The 18,964-nt window shown below is 66.4% G+C and carries 18 protein-coding genes; 7 read left to right on the forward strand and 11 right to left on the reverse strand.

Going from position 1 to position 18,964, the window contains the following annotated elements:
- Nucleotides 1-20: 20 nt before the first annotated feature.
- The 3 genes from LGM42_RS31925 to LGM42_RS31935 form a co-directional block, all read right to left on the reverse strand.
- Nucleotides 21-2,294 (reverse strand): AMP-binding protein, encoded by a 2,274-nt coding sequence (locus LGM42_RS31925; RefSeq protein WP_226234319.1) that lies wholly within the window; start codon nt 2,292-2,294, stop codon nt 21-23.
- A gap of 67 nt (nt 2,295-2,361) precedes the next feature.
- Entirely contained in the window at nt 2,362-3,870 is a 1,509-nt protein-coding gene (locus LGM42_RS31930; protein ID WP_060315612.1) for an AMP-binding protein, read from the reverse strand.
- Between the two features lie 13 nt (nt 3,871-3,883).
- Complete coding sequence (locus LGM42_RS31935) at nt 3,884-4,630, reverse strand: TenA family transcriptional regulator (RefSeq protein WP_059583837.1); 747 nt, start codon at nt 4,628-4,630, stop codon at nt 3,884-3,886.
- Nucleotides 4,631-4,802: 172 nt separating this feature from the next.
- Here LGM42_RS31935 and LGM42_RS31940 point away from each other — a divergent pair, with 172 nt between their 5' ends.
- The 6 genes from LGM42_RS31940 (at nt 4,803) to LGM42_RS31965 (ending at nt 11,027) form a co-directional block, all read left to right on the forward strand.
- Nucleotides 4,803-5,069 carry an acyl carrier protein gene (locus tag LGM42_RS31940; RefSeq protein ID WP_060010806.1) on the forward strand — a complete coding sequence of 89 codons (267 nt, stop codon included), beginning with the start codon at nt 4,803-4,805 and terminating at the stop codon, nt 5,067-5,069.
- Between the two features lie 10 nt (nt 5,070-5,079).
- Complete coding sequence (locus LGM42_RS31945; protein WP_226234320.1) at nt 5,080-6,921, forward strand: alpha/beta hydrolase; 1,842 nt, start codon at nt 5,080-5,082, stop codon at nt 6,919-6,921.
- Between the two features lie 160 nt (nt 6,922-7,081).
- Nucleotides 7,082-8,107, forward strand: a complete 1,026-nt coding sequence (locus tag LGM42_RS31950) for a PLP-dependent cysteine synthase family protein (protein WP_059583841.1) — start codon at nt 7,082-7,084, stop codon at nt 8,105-8,107.
- A gap of 13 nt (nt 8,108-8,120) precedes the next feature.
- The gene (locus LGM42_RS31955; RefSeq protein ID WP_059583843.1) at nt 8,121-8,783 is read left to right on the forward strand and encodes a GNAT family N-acetyltransferase; all 663 of its coding nucleotides are present in this window, start codon (nt 8,121-8,123) and stop codon (nt 8,781-8,783) included.
- A complete protein-coding gene (locus LGM42_RS31960; protein WP_060315601.1) occupies nt 8,780-9,742 on the forward strand; it encodes an amidohydrolase family protein in 963 nt (320 codons plus the stop codon). The genes LGM42_RS31955 and LGM42_RS31960 overlap by 4 nt, the downstream gene beginning before the upstream one ends.
- Nucleotides 9,743-9,800: 58 nt before the next feature.
- Nucleotides 9,801-11,027, forward strand: a complete 1,227-nt coding sequence (locus LGM42_RS31965) for a cytochrome-c peroxidase (RefSeq protein WP_226234321.1) — start codon at nt 9,801-9,803, stop codon at nt 11,025-11,027.
- A gap of 19 nt (nt 11,028-11,046) precedes the next feature.
- On the opposite strand, the gene LGM42_RS31970 is transcribed toward LGM42_RS31965, so the two are convergent.
- The 7 genes from LGM42_RS31970 to LGM42_RS32000 all read right to left on the reverse strand — a co-directional run bounded on the left by LGM42_RS31970 (nt 11,047) and on the right by LGM42_RS32000 (nt 17,463).
- On the reverse strand, nt 11,047-11,439 hold the full coding sequence (locus LGM42_RS31970) for a RidA family protein (RefSeq protein WP_226234322.1): 393 nt from the start codon (nt 11,437-11,439) through the stop codon (nt 11,047-11,049).
- A gap of 67 nt (nt 11,440-11,506) precedes the next feature.
- On the reverse strand, nt 11,507-12,778 hold the full coding sequence (locus tag LGM42_RS31975; protein ID WP_226234323.1) for a hypothetical protein: 1,272 nt from the start codon (nt 12,776-12,778) through the stop codon (nt 11,507-11,509).
- Nucleotides 12,775-13,557 carry an outer membrane lipoprotein-sorting protein gene (locus tag LGM42_RS31980; RefSeq protein ID WP_059642217.1) on the reverse strand — a complete coding sequence of 261 codons (783 nt, stop codon included), beginning with the start codon at nt 13,555-13,557 and terminating at the stop codon, nt 12,775-12,777. Before LGM42_RS31980 ends, LGM42_RS31975 begins: the two co-directional genes overlap by 4 nt.
- A 109-nt stretch (nt 13,558-13,666) precedes the next feature.
- Complete coding sequence (locus tag LGM42_RS31985) at nt 13,667-14,809, reverse strand: DJ-1/PfpI family protein (RefSeq protein WP_060967281.1); 1,143 nt, start codon at nt 14,807-14,809, stop codon at nt 13,667-13,669.
- Nucleotides 14,810-14,868: 59 nt separating this feature from the next.
- Nucleotides 14,869-15,303 carry a FixH family protein gene (locus LGM42_RS31990; protein ID WP_226234324.1) on the reverse strand — a complete coding sequence of 145 codons (435 nt, stop codon included), beginning with the start codon at nt 15,301-15,303 and terminating at the stop codon, nt 14,869-14,871.
- A 61-nt stretch (nt 15,304-15,364) separates the two neighbouring features.
- Nucleotides 15,365-16,756 carry an ABC transporter permease gene (locus tag LGM42_RS31995; RefSeq protein WP_226234325.1) on the reverse strand — a complete coding sequence of 464 codons (1,392 nt, stop codon included), beginning with the start codon at nt 16,754-16,756 and terminating at the stop codon, nt 15,365-15,367.
- Nucleotides 16,753-17,463, reverse strand: coding sequence for an ABC transporter ATP-binding protein (locus LGM42_RS32000; RefSeq protein ID WP_226234328.1), 711 nt, complete (start codon nt 17,461-17,463; stop codon nt 16,753-16,755). The genes LGM42_RS31995 and LGM42_RS32000 overlap by 4 nt, the downstream gene beginning before the upstream one ends.
- A gap of 303 nt (nt 17,464-17,766) precedes the next feature.
- Between LGM42_RS32000 and LGM42_RS32005 the strand changes: the two genes are divergently transcribed.
- Complete coding sequence (locus LGM42_RS32005; RefSeq protein ID WP_226234326.1) at nt 17,767-18,519, forward strand: thioesterase II family protein; 753 nt, start codon at nt 17,767-17,769, stop codon at nt 18,517-18,519.
- A 50-nt stretch (nt 18,520-18,569) separates the two neighbouring features.
- Here the strand turns inward: LGM42_RS32005 and LGM42_RS32010 are convergent.
- The coding region (locus tag LGM42_RS32010) for a DUF3400 domain-containing protein (RefSeq protein WP_226234327.1) at nt 18,570-18,964 on the reverse strand (395 nt) is incomplete at its 5' end.

Raw genomic sequence — 18,964 nt, forward strand, 5'->3', positions numbered from 1 at the left:
GGGACTGCCGGGGGATGCGCTCAGCGCTGCAGCGCTTTGAGCAGCAGCGCTTCGGCCTGCTCGTCGGAGAGCGCCGCAAGCTGCTCCGCGGTGTGCGGCGCCTCGGCGCCGCCGTCGACCGGCGCGGAACCCGCGTGCGGGGCGGCCGACGCGGGCGCGTCGCTCGATCGCAACGCATCCGCCGCGCCCTGCATCCGCGCCAGGTGCGCCGCAAGCTGCTCGACGTTCGAACAGTCCCACAGCACGGCCGCGTCGAACGTCAGCCCGATCGCGTGCTGCACCTTCAACGAAAACTGGAGCGCGCTCATCGAATCGAATCCCATCTCGACCCATGCGGCCGTGCGCGACACCTGCGTCTCGGCGATCCTGAGCCGCTCGGCGACGATCCGTACGATACGGTCCGCGATCTCGCGCTCGAGCAGCATCGGTCCGGAAAGGGTCGAGGCCGGGGAAACGCTCGGCGCCACCGCGCCGTCCCGCGAAGCGCCGGCATCCTTCGCATAGGCGCCGTCGGTCCAGCTGGCGACGGCGCGCAACTCGCCTTGCAGGTACGCACGGCGACACAGCGCGCGCGCGATCTTGCCGCTGGAGGTTTTTTCGATGGTCGCCGGCTCGACCAGCACGATCGCGTGCGGCGTGACGCCGAAGTCCTCGCCGATCGCGACCACCATCGCGCGCAGCGTTGCGTCGAGATCCATCGTCCGGCGCGCGGTGCGACCGACTTCCTGGATGATCACGAGCTTCTCTTCCCCGTCCGCCTGCACCGATACGGCGGCGCCACATCCGCGGCGCAACGCCGGCACGGCGTCCTGCACGCACGCCTCGATATCCTGCGGATACAGGTTGCGCCCGCGAACGATCAACATGTCCTTCACGCGGCCGGTCACGTACAGGCGGCCGTCGACGATCGCGCCCAGGTCGCCCGTGCGCAGGAACGGACGTGCGTCGGGTTCGGCGCCGGGTTCGTCGTCGAAGTGCGCGCCGAACGTCGAGCGCGTCGCTTCAGGGTTGCCGTAGTAGCCGACGCCGATCGCGCCGCCGCGCACCCAGATCTCGCCGACACCGTTCGGGTCGGCCACCGGCCGGCCATCGGTGCCCGCGATCCGGATTTCGGTGCCGGGCGGCGTGCCGCCGCACGACACGAGACTCTTCGCGTTCGCGTCGCCGGGCCGAACCGGTTCGACGATGCCCGCGGCGAGCTTCACGTTATCGACGTCCAGATAGTAGGCGCCTTCGCCACACGGCACGCCCGATACGATCAGCGTCGCCTCGGCCATCCCGTAGCACGGATAGAACGACCCGGGCGCGAAGCCGTGCGGGCGTGCGGCGTCGATGAAATCGGTGACGGTCTGGCGATGAATCGGCTCCGCGCCGCAGAAGGCGACGCGCCAGCTGGACAGATCGAGCCGCGCCCCGTCGTCGGTTCCGTTGAGCGCGGCGGCGGCCAGCGCATACGCGAAATTCGGCCCGCCGGACGTCGTCGCACGGTGCGCGGAAATCGCGCGCAACCATCGGCCCGGCTGCTGGACGAACGCCACGGGCGACATCAGCACGACGGACAGCCCGATCGACGCGAGCTGCAACGGCATGGACAGTCCCATGTCGTGATAGAGCGGCAGCCACGACAGCATGCGCGTGTCGCGGTCATGCTGCATCAGCGTGGCGATCGACCGTTGATTGTCGATGATGTTGCCGTGCGTGATCATCACGCCCTTCGGCGTGCCCGTCGATCCGGACGTGTATTGGAGGAAAGCGATATCGTCCGACGCCGGCAGCCGCGGCAACGCCGACGTATCCCGCGCGCCCGCCTCGACGAGCGCCTCGTACGTGACGAGCTGGCAGCCGGTGAAAAGCTGCTGCGTCGCGCGCAGGGTCTCGAGCGTAGCGATCGACGTCGCCGGCGCGACGATCAGCGTCGCGCCGCAATTGTCGGCAATCGCGTGCAGCTTGGCCCATTGCGCGACCTTGCGTACCTGTTGCGGATGATAGGCCGGCACGGCGACGCGCCCCGATGCCAGACATCCATAGAAGGTGCAGACGAACTCGGCGCTCGTCGGCAACAGCAGCAGCACGCGCGCGCCAGGCTCGGTCAGTTGCGCGAGTCCGCGCGCAACCCGCATCATGCCGGCATGCAGATCGCCGAACGTGCTTTCGCTTTCGATCGCTTCGCCGTCGCGCAGGATGGTCAGCGCGAAACGATCGGGGTCCCGCTCGGTGTGATGGGCGAGGGTCTCGATGATGGAGGTCGGTTCGATTTCCATCTGAAACACGTTCGGATTCGGATGCGTCGTCATGGTGTGTCCAGAATGAGGTCCGTACGAGCCGCCGCGCGACGGCGGCAGCCCGCGCACGGGTGTGATCTCACGCGTCTCGCAGGAATGCGTCCGCGATCGCGCGGCGATTGAGCTTGAGGTTGCGCGTGCGCAATCCGCTTTCGACGTCGAATGCGCGGTCGGTGAAAATCACCTTCACCAGTTGCCGTTGTGCCGGCAGCGTGCCGTTGACCGCGCGGACGAGCTCGCGCAGCGCGTCGGTGACTTCGGGATCGTCCGGCCAGCGCGTCGCGATGACGACACTGAGCCCCGCCTGCGGGCCCGCCATCACGACGGCTACGTCGACACGCGGATCGCGATACAGCAGCGCCTCGATCGGCTCGGGATGGAATTTCTCGCCGTTGCTCGTGATGATCGCGTCCTTCTTGCGGCCGACGACGCGCAAAAAACCGTCGCCGTCGAACTCGGCGATGTCGCCGGTCGCGACCGCATTCGGCGCGATGAAGGTCGCGCGACTATCCTCTTCCGGCGCATCGAAGTAGCCGAGCGACAGCAGGGCGTTTCGCGTGACGACGACTTCGCCGTCTTCCAGCAACGAGACGCTGCCGGGCTCGGCCGGCTGGCCGACCGTACCGACGCGCACGTGTCCGGGCTTGTTCCACGCGACCATGCCGGCTTCGGTGATCCCGAATGCCTCGTACAGCTCGATCCCGCAATCCCAGAAGAAATCGAGCGCCGCGCGCTTGATCGGCGCCATCCCGGTGACCATGTAGCGGATGTTGCCGCCGGTCAGCGCGCTCAGCCGCTCGGCGAGCGCCGATGCGTCGCTGCCGGGCCCGGCAGCCGCGCGCGCCAGCGTATGCAGCGTCTCGTACAGCACCGGCGGCGCGATCACGAACGTCGGCCGGTGCCGCTTGAGCCCCGGAAAGAGCCCGTGGAACGGCACCGACACGAGATCGATCCCGTGATACAGGCAGAAGTAGTACGTCATCCGTTGCTGATAGTTCGCGAACGGCAGGAACGTCAGGAATCGCTCGCCGGGCGCGACGCCGAATGCGTCGCCATACAGACCGAGCAGGTGCGCGGTGCCGCCGCGGCTCATCACGAGCCCCTTGGTCCTGCCCGTCGTGCCCGAACTGAACACGAGCGAATGGGTATCGGGCACATGCTCGACGCGCACCGGCTCGATACGCGTGTGCGAATCGCCCCGGCCGGCCGGATCGATGTCCACGATCCGCCCGCCGATCGTCTCGGCGGCATCGAGCCATCGTGCGTCGACGGCCAGCGCGCTCAGCCGGTAGCGCTCGATCAACGCGCCGCACGTGTCGGGCAGGCCGTCGTTCGGGAATGCGACCGACACGCAGCCGAGCTCGATGCACGCGAGATCCCACACCATCCACGGATAGCCGTTCGGCGCCGCGATGCCGACGCGCGCGCCCGGTACGAGGCCGAGCCCCTTGCCGCGCTCGACCGTGGCGAGCACGTCCTCGAACAGGTCGTGAAAGGTCCGGACGGTTTCGGCGCCCTTGTCGTCGACGAAGGTCAGGGTATGACTGCTGCCGCGCAAACGCGCGACGAGATCATCGAAGGTCATCATCGGCGTTTTCCCGTCAAGCGTGCGCGACGCCCTCCGCGGACGCGTAGTACTTTTGCGCGGCGCTCTCGTACATGTTCCAGAACAGTTTGCACGTGTGGCGCACCGCGAACAGCGCTTCCTGTTGCATCTGCGCGGTCGTGCACAGGTCGGTCACGAGCGAGATGCCCTCGGCGACGTGCGCGACGTCCTCTTTCTGGTGAACCGAGAAAAACCGCGTGTCCTCCTCGGTGAGCCCGTAGCACTTCGCCAGAATGGAGTGGCGCGCGTCGCCCGCGCGGGTTTCCAGGCTCTGCCCTTCGCTCGCGATCATCACCGCGGCGGCGCCGATATGGTAGGTGCCCTCGCCCTTGCAGTTCTCGAGGCGATAGTCGATCAATTCACGCGTGGCCGCGGACGGCGTCCATGCGTCGCGCTCCTCGTCGCTGATGTTTTGCGCGCGAATGAAGTCTTCCATGAGCTCGACATGGTTCTTCGTTTTCGAGAAGCGCCCGGTTTCCTCTTCGAACAGGTTGTATAGCAGCCGGCGCTTGTGGTCGGGAAACGGGCAGCGGAAGTACAGATTCTCGATGTACTCGAGAAAGTACCGGGTGATCTGGTAACCCTCGAGCGTGATGATCTTCAGCAACCGCCAGTTTTTCTGAGGCGTGAACAACTCCGCGAAGATCGGGTGATCGAGCGTGAGCTGCTCGTCCAGCGTGTCGCGCAACGCGCGGGAAAACGTCGCTTTGTCCATCAGCACGGCTTCGTTAGTGAGGGTCATGATCGTTCCCTGTCGGTGAGGTAACCGGCAATGTAATGGCGGCTTTCAAGGCTGAAACCTGTCCGTTCGGGCGAGTGTGTCGCCTGTACGCCAACCCTGTACGTCAGTGCAGGTAGGCAGTGCGATGGCATGACGCTATAAAGCGGAACCCCTACGGCACTTGGAGAATCCGATGGACGATCACGCGACCGTGTTCGCTACGCTTACCGAACTGATTCCGCAGATTGCCGCGCTCGATATCGCGCCGGACATGCTGACGCGGGAAACGTCGCTCACATCGGATCTGATGCTCGATTCGATTTCGCTGCTGTCGCTGATGGCGCTGACCGAGGATCGGCTCGGCGTCAGCTTTGCATCGCATACGGAACAGGTCGCGAACCTCGAAACCATCGGCGACGCGGTCGATCTGGTGGAAATGCTGTTGTCCGTGAAAGCGTAACGAGATGACGATGAACGATCATCCGCTCGATGCACGCATGATGCCGTCGGCCAGCGGCTACGGCCGCGTCTGCCTGCTGGATGCCGACGACCTCGACGCGCTGCGCGCGGCGGCCGACGGCAATGCGACGACGGAACCCGGCACGTACGCACGCCTCGCGAAACTGCGCGAGGCATTGAACGCATCCGGTTCCGGGCGGCTCGCCATCGTGATCGACGATCCCGACCTTCGTCGCACACGCGAATTCGCGTCGTTGCCCCGAACCCTTTCGGCCGCGCTCGACGTCGCGGCGGCATCCGTCGCGAACGCATGCATCGTCGTGCTCGGCGATGCGCTCGCCGATGGCACGACGGCCTTCGGCGACGCGGACGCGTCATCGCTATCGTCCGTCGACACGCTCGCCGACGCGGTTGCCGACACCGTGTTCGAAGTACGCCGCCGTATCGATACGTACTTCGAGCAAGCGCCGCTGGCATTGCCTGCCGACGCTGCCGGCGCGGCTTGCCTGCTGACGGCCGAAGCCGTACTTGCGTGGCTTGCGACGGAAGCGTCGCCCGGCCTTCACGTCGTGCATGGCGAGCGGCGCATTGCGTGGCGCGAACTCGCCGAAACCGTCGCGCGACGGGTGCCGATTCCGACCCGAACCGCTGCTGCCGAGGCCGAAGCGGACGCCGTTCTCGCGCTGCTCGAAACGAATCTGAAGCATGCCGAACGGATGCTCGGGTACGCGGACGGCGCGCACGTACCGCCACCCGGCATCCCGTCTCACCGACTGCGCTGCGACGGCTTCGACTGGCAGGGCCGGATCGCCGCGCGCGTCGCCGCTCACGCCGCCCGGCACGAACGGCGCGACGCGCCCCGATTTGTCGACCTGCCGTCCGCGCGCCGGATCACGACCGGCAGCGGGCACGCGTACCTGAGTGCCGGGCGCGGCCCCCGCGCCATGTTGCTGATCAACGCATTCGGCATCCCGCACGACGTATGGCACGACTTCGCGGCCGGATTGGCGCCGGATTTCTCGCTCTATCTGGCGGACGACGCCGGCGATGCACCGGCCGACGCAGGACTGACACGCGCGTACTATTCGGGCCCCGATGCGCCGGAGCGCTACGCGCGAAGCGTGACTGAACTGCTCGACGTGGAGGGAATCGACGCGATTCATGTCGCGAGCTGGTGCGGGGGCGCCCGATATGCGCTGGCGCTCGCCCGCGCCCTGCCCGGCCGCATCGCGTCGATGAGCCTGATCGCCCCGTCGTTTGCCGGCGCTCAGGACTACGACGGCGCGGACAGCGCCTACGAAAACAATCTCAACACGATGTGCTCGCTCGTCGCGCGCATGCCGAAGGCCGCGGACAGCATGGCCAGATCGATGACGGGGCTTCTGGACAAGCGGGCGCGAAACGACGCGCTCGAAGGCGGCCATGCGTCGATGTTCGCGCTACCCGATTCGGCGACCCGTCACTGGCTGCACGCGCCGTTCGTGTCGGCGGCGAACATGATCGAGTACAGCGGGCAATTGCTGAATTTCCGCGCGCACCGCATCGAGGCCGAACGCGACGCGTCGATCGCCGGCATCCCTGCGCTGCTCGTGACCGGGGAATACGACGAAATGACGTGCGCGATCCGCGCGCGAGCCATTACGTCGGCACAGCTTCGTCCGATCCAGGTCGAGCTTCAAGGCGGCAGTCATCACATGGTTCATCAGAATGCGGCGCTCCTGGCAAGGCTCGTCGGCACTTTCGTCGACGCTCCGGCCGTGACAGCCGACGCACTGCCGCATCCGAGACTGCGAATCGTCCCGGCGGCCGACCGTGTCGAAATGGAGATGGAAATGGAGTCGGGCGAACTGTGACGCACGAGCCTTCCGATGCCCGTTCGGACAGTTACAGGCCCGGGGCATCGATCACTAAAGTCGCACTGTGGCAGCAAGCCGGATCCCACGCGGCCGATCGCGTCGTGTCGCTCGCGAACGACGCGCAAGCCAATGCCAACCTGCTGGTCGGAGATTTCGAATGTACGCAAACAGCCTTGTCGAACTGATCGGCGATACGCCGCTGCTGTATCTGAAAAGCCTGTCGAACGAGCACAGGAAAATCCGCGTGTACGGAAAGCTCGAGTGCTACAACCCCGGCAACAGCGTCAAGGACCGGAGCGCGCTTCAGTTGCTGCGCCAGGCCGAGCGCGACCACGGCCTCAAGCCGGGCTGGTCGATCGTCGAATCGACGTCCGGCAACATGGGACACGCGCTGGCGATGCTGTGCGCCACGCGCGGCTATCGCTTCATTTGCGTGCTCGATCCGAAGACACCGAAGACGAATGCCAATCTCGTGCGGGCATTCGGCGGCGAGGTCGAGATGGTCGAACACCCCGACGAAACGGGCAGCTATCAGCGCAAGCGCATTGCGGTCGCGAAAGCGATCGCCGCGAGCGTGCCGAACTGCGTGAACCTCGATCAATACAACAATCCGGCCGCGATCGACGCCCACTATTACTCGACCGGGCCCGAGATCGTCTCGCAACTCGCCGACCGGCTCGACGCCGTGATCGTGTCCGCCAGCACCGGCAGCCATCTGAGCGGAATCGCCCGCTACGTGAAGGAGCGCGATCCCGCAACGCGCGTGATCGGCGTCGAGCCCGACGGCTCGGTCGTGTTCGGCGGCACGTACCGGCCGCATCTGCAGAACGGCGCGGGGCTCAGTTTTCAGCCCGGAAACATCCTGATCCACCTCGTCGACGACACGATGCGGATCGTCGATCGCGATGCGTTCATCGGCTGCCGCCGCCTCGCGCTCGACGAAGGCCTGCTGCTCGGCGGCTCGTCCGGCGCGATCGCGCAGGCCGCACGCCGCTACGTCGCCACCCTGCAAGGCCCGGCCAACATCGTGCTCGTGTTCCCCGACAGCGGTACCAAGTATCTCGACACGATCTACGACGATCAGTGGCTGATCGATCACGGCCTCCAGGCCGTGCTCGACGACCTGTGCACCTCCGCGACACCGCCACGCGCCGAAAGCGCAGTGGCCCTCGAAACCACGTGACCCAGGGACACCCATGAACGACTCCATCCGCACCTTGCTTGCCGACGGCGCACGGTATCCGATCGCGTTGCCGAAGGCCAACATCACACACGTCACGTATCGCTGGACCAACGGCGTCGACGATGCGCTCGGCGCGCAGATCGTCGAACTGATGCGGCGCACGAGCGAAAGCGCGCCGATCATCGGCTTCGCCGAGACCATCACGGACGCGGAAGCGGACCGCTATCTCGACGAACTGCGCTCGAATCTCGCCGCGGAGAAGGTTCGCCTGCTGACGATCTTCGCGAACACCGGGCAACTGATCGGCCTGTGCACGCTGCGCCGCAACGTGAATCCCAACAACCGCCATATCACCGATCTCGCGAAAGGCATGATCCACGACGCCTGTCGCGGCGGCGGCGTGCTGCCTGCCGCGTTCGTCGAGATCGCGTTGCAATGCGATCGGGACAATGTCGAACTGGTGACGCTCGACGTGCGAGACGGCACGCCCGCTCATCGCGTATGGGAACACTACGGCTTTCAGACGTGGGGCACCTTGCCCGACTACGCCCGTGCGAACGGGAAGGTCCATGCCGGCCACTTCATGATGCAGCGCGTGGCGGACCTCAAGGAACGCGCGCTCGGCATGCTCATGGGCCGCGACGCCAATCGAACCGCCGCCAGCGCATCGGCATGAGCGACGCCCTCTACACCGGGCCGATCATCGACTCGCACTGCCACATCGCATCGACGCGCTTCATTCCCACGGCGTTCCTCGAGGGATTCTGCGCCAACATCCATGTGCGGCTCGTCGCCAACGGCATACGGAAATCGCGATCGGAACTGCTCGATACCTACCTCGCGCAAAGTCAGGACCACTTCGGCGATGCACTCGTGGCCGACATGACGTCGGCCGGCATCGGGCAGGCCGTGCTGTTGCTGCCCGACTTCACGTACGTGATGAAAAGCGATCTCACGATCGCCGAGATGTATGCCGAGCATCATGCGATCCTGCAGCGTCATGGCGAGCGCTTTCACGTGTTCGGCGGCATGGATCCGCGCTGGGGAGCGGACGGTGTCGCGTTGTTCGAGAAAGGCGTGACCGAGTACGGCTTCTCCGGATTGAAACTGTACCCGCCCTGCGGCTACAGCCCCAGCGACAAGCGCCTTTACCCGCTGTACGAAATCTGTCGCGCCCATCGCTTGCCGGTTCTTCTGCACGTGGGTCCGACCAGCCCGGCGCTCGAGTTCGCGTACTCGCACCCCGATCTGCTCGACCGCGCGGCGTTCGATTTCCCCGACGTGAACTTCATCCTGGCGCACGGCGCCGTTCATCACGTCGACGCCTGCGCGCGACAGTGCGCGTATCGGCCCAACGTGTATCTCGACGTCAGCGCGTTTCTCGGCTCCCAGCATCCGCAGGGGTGGTCGGTCGCGCTCGCGGAGCTGTTCCGCATGAACATCAATCACAAGATTCTGTTCGGCACCGACTGGCCGGTCTTTCGCAACTCGGGCGGCCATCGCAAGGTCATGGAGCAGTTCCTCGCGCCCGACGGCCCGCTCGCGTCGGTCGCGCCGGTACAGCGCAAGTGGCTGATGTCGGGCAATGCGCGCGCACTGCTGCCGGCATCGCGCACGATCGATGCGATGGCGTGATTCCGGCCGTCGCGTGCGACGGCCGTCCCGCACGCACTACGGGCTCGCGGCTGCCTCGATGATCGGCGCCCTGCTCGTCTGGACCGCGTGGCCCGGGCATCGGGCCGACGCGATGGCGGAAACCGCCGACACGCTTGACCACTGGCGCGCCGACGAACGGGCGCAGCTCGAATCGATGCGCCTGCCCGCGAAAGCGGGCGTCAAGGTTGACCCGTCGAATCGCGTGGCCACGTCCGCACAAGCAGCGCAGCTAGGCAAGCGTCTGTTCTCCGACCCCCGGTTCAGCCGAAACGGCGCGATCGCCTGCGCGAGCTGCCACGCCCCCGATCGCCAGTTCGAAGACGGGCGGCCGCTGGCGATCGGCGTGGGCGTCGGCGTGCGCCGCACGATGCCTGTCGTCGGCGCGACCGATGCACCGTGGCTGTTCTGGGACGGCCGCAAGGACAGCCTGTGGTCGCAGGCGATCGGGCCGATCGAGGATCACAACGAGCACGGCGGCACCCGGCTGCGCGCCGCCCATGTGCTGGCCGAGCACTACCGCGACGCCTACGAGCCTCTGTTCGGACCGCTGCCCGACCTGAGCGCGCTGCCCCGTGACGGCGGCCCGCTCGGCACGGACGCGGAGAAAGCTGTCTGGCAGGGGCTCGACGAACGCACCCGCACCGACGTGTCGCGCGTGTTCGCGAATCTCGGCAAGGCGATCGCGGCGTACGAAGCGACGCTACAGTACGGGCCTTCACGCTTCGATACCTATGTCGACGGCGTCCGGACCGGCGATCCGGTCAAGCTGGCCGCGCTGACCCCGACCGAAAAGGCAGGCCTGCGCCTGTTCATGAACAAGGGCCAATGCATGACCTGCCACACCGGGCCCATGCTGAGCGACCGTCAGTTTCACAACATCGGCGTACCGCCGCGTAGCGGGACGGCTGCCGATACCGGTCGCGCGGCGGCGGTCGACAAGGTGCTGCACGACGAATTCAACTGCATGGGGCCGTTCAGCGATGCGAAGCCCGAGCAGTGCGAGGAGCTGCAATTCATCTCGACCGACGACCCGCAGATGCTCGGCGCATTCAAGACGCCCAGCCTGCGCAACGTCGCACTGCGGCCGCCGTACATGCACGCGGGTCAATTCGCGTCGCTGGACGCCGTGATGCGCCACTACGCGGACGCACCCGCGGCCGCGATCGGGCATAGCGAACTGAAGCGGATCGCATTGTCGGACGACGAGCAACGGCAGCTCGTCGCGCTGCTCGGTGCGTTTTCCGGCCCTGTCGTCGAGCGCTGATCGTCCGCGCCGCCGCGCGTCAGCGTGATGCGTCGCGCACGGCGACGCCCATCACCTTGACCTGGCCGCCGAACGGCAACGCAGCCGCCTGATAGACGGTCCGCGCAGGCCGGCGATCCGCGGGAAACAGATCGGCATACACGCCATTCACTTCCGCGAGCGCGCCGATGTCGGAGAATGCGATGTCGACGAACACGAGATCCCCTGGGCTGAATCCCGCCGCTTCGAGCGCACGGAACAGGTTCGCGAACGCGCGTCTCGCTTCTTCGGCCGGCGTACCGGGCACGTAGCGGCCGTCGGGGTCCAGCGAAAGCTGGCCGCTGAGATAGCAGGTGTCGTTGGCGACAACGGCATGGCTGATCGGCGACGGCCACTGCGGCAGATCGTTGCCCGACGTCACATAGCGTTTCATGCGCTTCCTCTCCTCGAATCGGGCGGTGCTGCCCGTCACGCGATACGTACGGGCATCCGTTCCCGCGTTACAAATAGTGCTTGACGAGCAACTGAAAGAGATTCGACTGCGGCAGCGCGCCGTATTCGGTCGACGACGCACCCGCATTGATCTGCCATTGCAGCGCGACATCGGTTCTAGCGAAGCGATAACGCGCCTCGAGCCAGGTGAGCCGGCTGCGATCGGCGAGGTTCAACCTGACGAAACCGGACAGATCCAGACGCTGGATCCAGGCATCTTGCCACCTGACCATCGCGAAGAGCCCGTCGCGCGTCGTGGGGTCCTGCTGGGCGGCCGCCAGCGTTCGATAGGCGGCGTAGCCGGCCGGCGAGCCATTGCGCAGCGCCTGCCAGCCCGCGCGATCGAGCGCGGCGCCGTCCCGGTCGTACTCAAGCGTGACGGAAAGATTGCGCGACGTCGTGCAGGTCGCGCCGGTCGCGAGCTTCCAGCGGAACGCGACGTCGCTGTACGGCTGCCCGAGCGCGCGTGCAAGCGTCGACGGCCCTCGCCCGCCCGACCACTCCACGTACCCGACGCACGCGTTGTTGACGAGATGGACCAGATTGACGCCGAACTGCGGCGAACTGCCGGGCTTCCCGTCGTCGTAGATCACGATCTGCGGCGACAGATCCGAGATGACGCGCTGGCTGAACTGGAGCATCCAGCGCGTGCGCTGATTCGTCGCGCCGAAGTCCGGCGAGAACGACGCGTCGGTTGCGCGATCCGCGATCCGCGGTGCGACGAGCGCGCTGACGGAACCGTCGGCCCATAATTGCTGGCCGCGCAGCATCACCGTACCGAGCCGGTTCTCGCGCAGGCTCGCGGGATCCACCGACGTCACCGAACGGACCGCGTTGTCGCGGAAAAAGTCGGTGGGGTTGTAGCCGGTGGCGACACCGAGCCGCACATTGACGCGGCCTGCCTGCAGCAGCGTGCTACCGCCGCCCACGCGACCGTCCACATACAGTTCCTTCAGCGTGTTGATCGCGCCCGAGTCGCCGTCGAAGCGCCACGGACCGTTCAGGTCGAGTCGATCGGCGAAACTGACGCCCCAGCCGTTCGAGAATGCATGGCGCGCACTCAGGTCGAGCGACAGGCGCGTGGCCGTGCGCGTGCCGCCCGGCCGCAGGGTGGCGAAACGCAAGCCGGGTTCGAGACTGAACTGGTACTTGCCGTCGTCGACCTTCTGCACCGGCGTCGCGTCGGCAAGCGCGAGTCCGGCCTCTTCCGCATCGTTTGCATGGCATACGCCCGCCATGCCGGCCAACGCGATACAGGCGATGCCGATTCGCGTCATCATTCAGGCTGGAAACGCGCCATGAAATCGGACTGGAACCAGGCATCCGGAATCTCCCGCGCCACGTAGTCCGCGTATCGCATCACGGTCACGAGATTCGGATTGAGCCCGTCGATGATCACGATCTCGGTCGGCCGCAACGCGCCGAGCTGCTGTTGAAAGCGTCGATAGAAGGCCGTCTTGAGAAGCTTGCCGCTTTCGCTGAAGAAACGTGCCTTCACGGGGCGCGAATCCGTCGTATCGATCCACATCTCGATCGAGTGATAGGTCATGTCGGATACGCTCTGGACGAGCTTCAACCGGTACGCGCGGCGCATCTGGCGCTCGCCGTCCTGCACATCCTCCTCCGCCTCGACCTGCGCACGATATCCCTGCGCGAAATTGACGGTGACCACGTCGCCGTTCGACGCCTGCCCGAGCAACCGTTGCTGCGGCGAAATGCGGATCGTCGCCTTGCTCGCCGGATCGAAAAACCACAGATCGTTGCCGCTCTTGAGCATCAGCTTGTTCGCGTCGCGCGCCGGCGCGGCGAATCGAATCAGGCTGCGAAACTGGCCGCTCGCCGGGTTGATCCGCGAATAGGCGGTCAGTGCGTTCGAATCGGTTTGCTTGCCATCGGTGTATTGGGTCAGCGTGACATTCAGCGTGAACGGTTCGCTCGGGTTGCGAACGGCATCGCTCGCGGCGAGAATGCGCTGCGGATCGGGCGCGGCGTGCGCGGTACAGCAGGCGAGTGCGAGGATCGCGGCGGCGCCCAGGCGCGCCATCGAATGCGTCTGCATCGGAATCTCCGGGGCAAATACGGAATGACGGGGACGAGTGCGGCCCCCGCCCGGAACGGGCGGAGAACCGACTGGCTAGAGGACGTACGGGGACGCTGCGACGCGCAGCTCAGTAGCCCGGATACTGCATCTGTAGCGCGACCCAGGCGGCCGTGCGCTTGCCGAATTCTGACGAGATCGCATTCAGCGATGCATCGAGCGCATGCAACGGATAGCGCGTGACCGGTGCGGACAGCATCCGCGTCGGCGCGTCGACGCCGGCCACACGATCGGGAACGATCGTCAGCCCGCGCCGGGTGCGCACGGGTTCGCGGCTCGCGGCCACCGTGTAGGCGGTCGAGCGGAACGTCGTCGAATAGGCGTCGGCCTCGAGCACGAGCGCAATTTCGTCGACGCCCGGCGCGATCGGGATACCGAAATCCTCGTGCGACCAGAACGATACATAGTTGGTTGCGATCGTCGCCATCGCCGGCAATCCGAGGCTGAAGCGGTCGGTCGCGATCTCGGACGACCATGCAGGGCGTCCGAGCCGCTCGGCGACCTGCAGCGCGCGTTCGTGCCCGGCGAGCGCCTCGACGAGCGCCAGCGATACCGGAATCGTCGCGGTGACGCCGGTCGTCGTGACGACCTTGCCGTCGGCAACGTAACGCTTGCCGTCGACCCAGCGCGTATCGGCGAATTTCTTGCGCAGATCGTTCATCGAGTACCAATGCCCCGTTGCGCGGCGGCCTTCCAGCAGCCCCGCGCGTGCAACGACCCAGACGCCGTCGCACACGCCGATGATCGTCGCGCCCTTCTTCGCCTGCCCGGCCACCCATGCAAGCAGCGCCGGATCGCTGTCGCGATGCACGGCCGGCACGATCACGTAGTCGGCCCCTTGCGGCACGCGCTCGTCGAACTGCGCGGTGGTTTCGTCCGGAATGACGTTCATCGGCGCCGGGAACATCCGGATCGGGCCCGGCTTCGTCGCGAGCGCGACGAGATCCGCCGCGCCCGATTCGGCCACGATGCCATAGGGAACGACGTAGTCGGTCAGCTCGGTATAGTAGTTTTCGCCGACGACGGCGACGATCGGGCGCGTGCGCCCGAAGCGCGGCTGATAGGCGGGCAGCCGGTCGGCGCGTGCCGCCGCGGGTGCGGCCGCTGCCGGCGCCGACGCTTCGCTCGCGGGCCCGGCATGGGCAACGTTCGCGATGCCCGATGCAAGCGGCGCGAGCAGCAACATCATCCAGTACAGCATGACTTTTCGCATTGAAGCCTCTCCGTGTATGGAACTCATCCAGTAATCAGGCATGGCGCCCGTGCCGGCCGTCATGACGCCGCCGCCGGCGGCAACACGACGTTGAACGTCACGTCGTCGTCGCGCTGCGCGTCGCGGACCTTCAGCGTGATCGTCCACCAGCCGGGCATGCTGAACTTCATCCCCTGCAGCCGATACGCACCCTTTCCGTCGCTCTCGACCACGCGCGGGCGCGTCGGCAGACCGTGCCCGTGCTGCGGCATCCCGCCGCTCACGTCGATGCGCGCACCGCGCACGGGCTCGCCCGACGCACGGCTCACGCTAACCGTCCAGACATGGATCCGGTTCAGCGGCGGCGGTGTCGTGGGCGGCTCGAGCGTCACGACGTACGCGCCCGACGCCGTCGCTCGCGTCAACGACAGATTCAGACCCGCGGGAACCGACTGCTCGGCCGGTGCGCCGCATGCGCCGAGCATGGCGATGCAGCTCCCGGCGAAGGCTAACATGACGATCCGCCGACGAATCGATTTCATTGACATTTCATCGACGCCCGATCCGGCCGCTCGATCACGCGTAGCGGAGCGCATCGACGATCTCCATGCGCGACGCGCGGCGCGCGGGCAGCAACGCGGACAGCATCGACACCACGAGCAGGCCGATCGCGGTGCCGACGATCAGGTCGTTCTCGCCCCACACGCGAATGATCAGCGGCACCGGCGAGCGGCCCGGCGGCGTCCACGTCAGACCGCTGACATTGATGACGCCGGCGAGCAGCGCCGCGCTGGCGACGCCGAGCACCGCGCCGATCACGCCGAGCAGCAGCCCTTCGCACAGGAACAGGCGCCGCACGCCGGCGCGGCGCAACCCCATCGCGCGCAGCGTTCCGATTTCGACCGTGCGCTCGAACACCGCCGTGCTCATCGTGTTGCCCACGGTAAACAGCACGATCGCGGCGATCAGCAGTGCGACAAAACCGAACAGTGTCGCGAACATCGCAAGCGCTTGACCATAGAACGGGTTCAGCACCGTGTAATCCACGACTTCCGTGTCCGTACCGGCGAATTTCGTTTTGAGCAGCGTCTCGAGCCGCGCCTTCGCGGCAGGCAATTCCGACGTGTGGCGCAACTGGACGACGATCGCCGTGGCCTTCGGCTGCTCGGTGCCGTACACGAGTCGTTGCGCTTGCGCGAGATGCAGGCCGACGTACATGTCGTCGTATTCCTTGATGCCCTGTCGTTCCGCTTTCACGACCTGCAGTTCCGCCACGTTCGGCGCACCGCGCGCGGTCGCCGCAAGCAGTTCGATCCGCCGGCCGCTCGTCCCGGCGGCCGGCGCCGCGCGCGTTCCCTCGGCAAGGGCCGCGATATCGCCCGGAAGCGGCGAGGCAGGCGAGGCGTCCACGGACTTCCTGGGCGGTTTGCAGTCGGGCACCTTGAGCGGCCCGCACAGTTCGAGTACACGCGCGAGGCCCGTACCGATCACGGCTGCGTCGCCCGTCGTTCCGGTCAGCGCCATCGGCGGGATCGTCACGGGGAAGCGATAGTCGTTCCAGGCGCGCATCCGGTTCTGGTCGTCCACGCGCACGCCGAGCGCGAGCGCGGTACGCGACAACCCCGCGTCGAAGTTGCCCGCGATGCCCTGCAACTGCAGCGTGGGCGTCGCGACGAGCACCATCGTCGCCAGTACCGGGTCGGCCTTCACCGCGTCGATGATCGCTTCGTAGTTGTCGATCCCGTACTCGGAAGGATTGCCGCTGCCGAACTCGTAGAACCCCTTGCGTTCGATCTGCAGGTGGCCGCCGTACTTCACGTAATCGGTTTGCAGACCATACGTGATGTTGCGCGTATAGCCGCCGAACAGCAGCACCGCGTGCGCGCCGACGATCATCGCAAGCAAGGTCGTGATCGAGCGACGGCGGTTGCGCAGCAGATTGCGGAGCGCGAGCGAAAATGTCTTCATGCGAACGCCTCCTGCTCGTCCGTGCGGGTCACGTCGGACACGATCCCGTCGGCGATATGGACGACGTCGTCGCCCGCCGCGATGACCTGCGGATCATGCGACGAAATCACGAACGAGACGCGCCGTTCCCGCTGCAAGCGCCGCATCAGCGCGATGATCTGCTGGCCGGTCTTGCTGTCCAGATTGGCGGTCGGCTCGTCCGCCAGCACGAGGTTCGGCGACGCGACGAGTGCGCGTGCGATCGCGACCCGTTGCCGCTGGCCGCCCGACATCTGTCCCGGACGATGGTGCGCCTTGTCGGCCAGGCCGACCGCATCGAGCATGTCCCGCACCTTCAGCGCCCGCTCGGACTCCGTCAATCGCGTGCCCGCGAGAAGCAGCGGATATTCGACGTTTTCGTGCGCCGTGAGCACCGGCAGCAAATTGAAGTTCTGGAAGACGAAACCGAGCCGGCGGGCACGAAAATCCGACAGCGCGTCGTCCGACAAACGGCCGACCTCTTCGCCCGCCACGACGATGCGGCCGCGATCGGGCCGGTCCACGCACCCGACAAGATTCAGCAACGTCGACTTCCCGCTGCCGGACGCGCCGGCAATGACGGTCAGTCTTCCGTCACGGATGTCGAGCGTGACGTCGCGCAGCGCGGTCACGTTGACGGAGCCCATCAGATACGACTTTTCAACGGTTTCGAGTATTACGGCGTTCATGGTCTCGATGTACGAAGTTGGCAGGCCGCGACAGCACGGTGCAGGACGATCGCGCAGCGCAGAATACCAACTTGCGTGTACGGAAAAACCTGTTCGTTGGGGCAGCGTCCGGGCGCGAACGCGATGCCGGGATGGCATGTCGCGTCCCGCATTCGCGAACAATCACGGCCGGGAGGGACCGTCAACCTGTACCGTCGGACGGCACACGTCGCCGGCCCTTGCGATTACGCTGCACCGTCATCGGCGCGCCGCCCCGGATCGAATCGCGGCCGCGTCTCGTCACGACTTCCGTTCCCAATCGGCATGCCAGTCAAGATCACGCCCTGGTTCGTCCTGCATCGCCCGCAACCCGCGGCCACGCACCGGCTGTTCTGCTTCCCGTACGCCGGTGCCGGCTCGCTGCTCTATCGGCGCTGGGCGCTCGATCTGCCCGACTGGATCGAAGTCGTCGCGGTCGAACTGCCGGGACGCCAGACGCGTTTCTCCGAAGCGCCGCCCACGTCGCTGGATGCGATGACGGATGCGTTGGCCACGGCCGCGAGCGGGCTCCTCGACAAGCCATTCGGCACCTTTGGGTACAGTTTCGGCAGTGTCGTCGGTATCGAATGGTTGAAGGAACTCGATCGACGACGGCTTCGCGGGCCCGTTCATGCGTTCTGTGCAGCGCACCGCGCGCCGCATGTCGCACCGCGTCCGCTCTCGATTCATCGGTTGCCGGAACCGGACCTCATCGGTTGGCTGAAAACGATGGGCGGCACACCGGATGCGTTGCTGTCGGAGCCGGACTGGCTTCGGCATTTCCTGCGCGCGCTGCGCGCCGATCTGGCGCTCGCCGAAGGATATTGCACCGATGCGCCATTCGCGTTGCGGTGCGGGCTGACCGTATTCGGCGGCCTGCACGATCCGCATGTCGATATCGATGCGCTGCGCGAATGGCGCCGCTACAGCGACGGACCGTTCTCCCTTCATCGGTTCGACGGCGATCATTTCTTCATCCATGCCCGGGAACGCGAGCTACAGGATCGCGTGGTCGCGACGCTGGCCGCACAGGCATAGCCACGATACCGAGAACCGGTCGCGCCGGCATCGGCTGCGAGGTCATCCCGTCACAGCATCACGCGCTCGATCCCGCCATGGTTGGCCCGTGCGACATAATCGGCCATCCAGTTCTCGCCGAGCACCTGGCGCGCGATCTCGACCACGATGTAGTCCGCTTCGAGATTCGCGTCCTCGCCGTAGCGCGACAGCCCCTGCAGGCACGACGGACAGCTCGTCAGGATCTTCACGTCCGGGCCGGCCGCGGCCGCCGGCGCCGCCGCATCGCCCGCCACCACCGGAATCGCACGCAGCTTCGCCGCGCCCTTGCGGATCTCTTCTTCCTTGCGGAAGCGCACCTGCGTCGAGATGTCCGGCCGCGTGACCGCCAGCGTGCCCGATTCGCCGCAGCAGCGATCGTTCTTCTCGATCTTGTAGCCGTCCTTCTCCGAACCCATCAGCTCGT

It is taken from the genome of Burkholderia sp. AU39826 (genome assembly GCF_020419965.1).
GTDB lineage: Bacteria > Pseudomonadota > Gammaproteobacteria > Burkholderiales > Burkholderiaceae > Burkholderia > Burkholderia semiarida.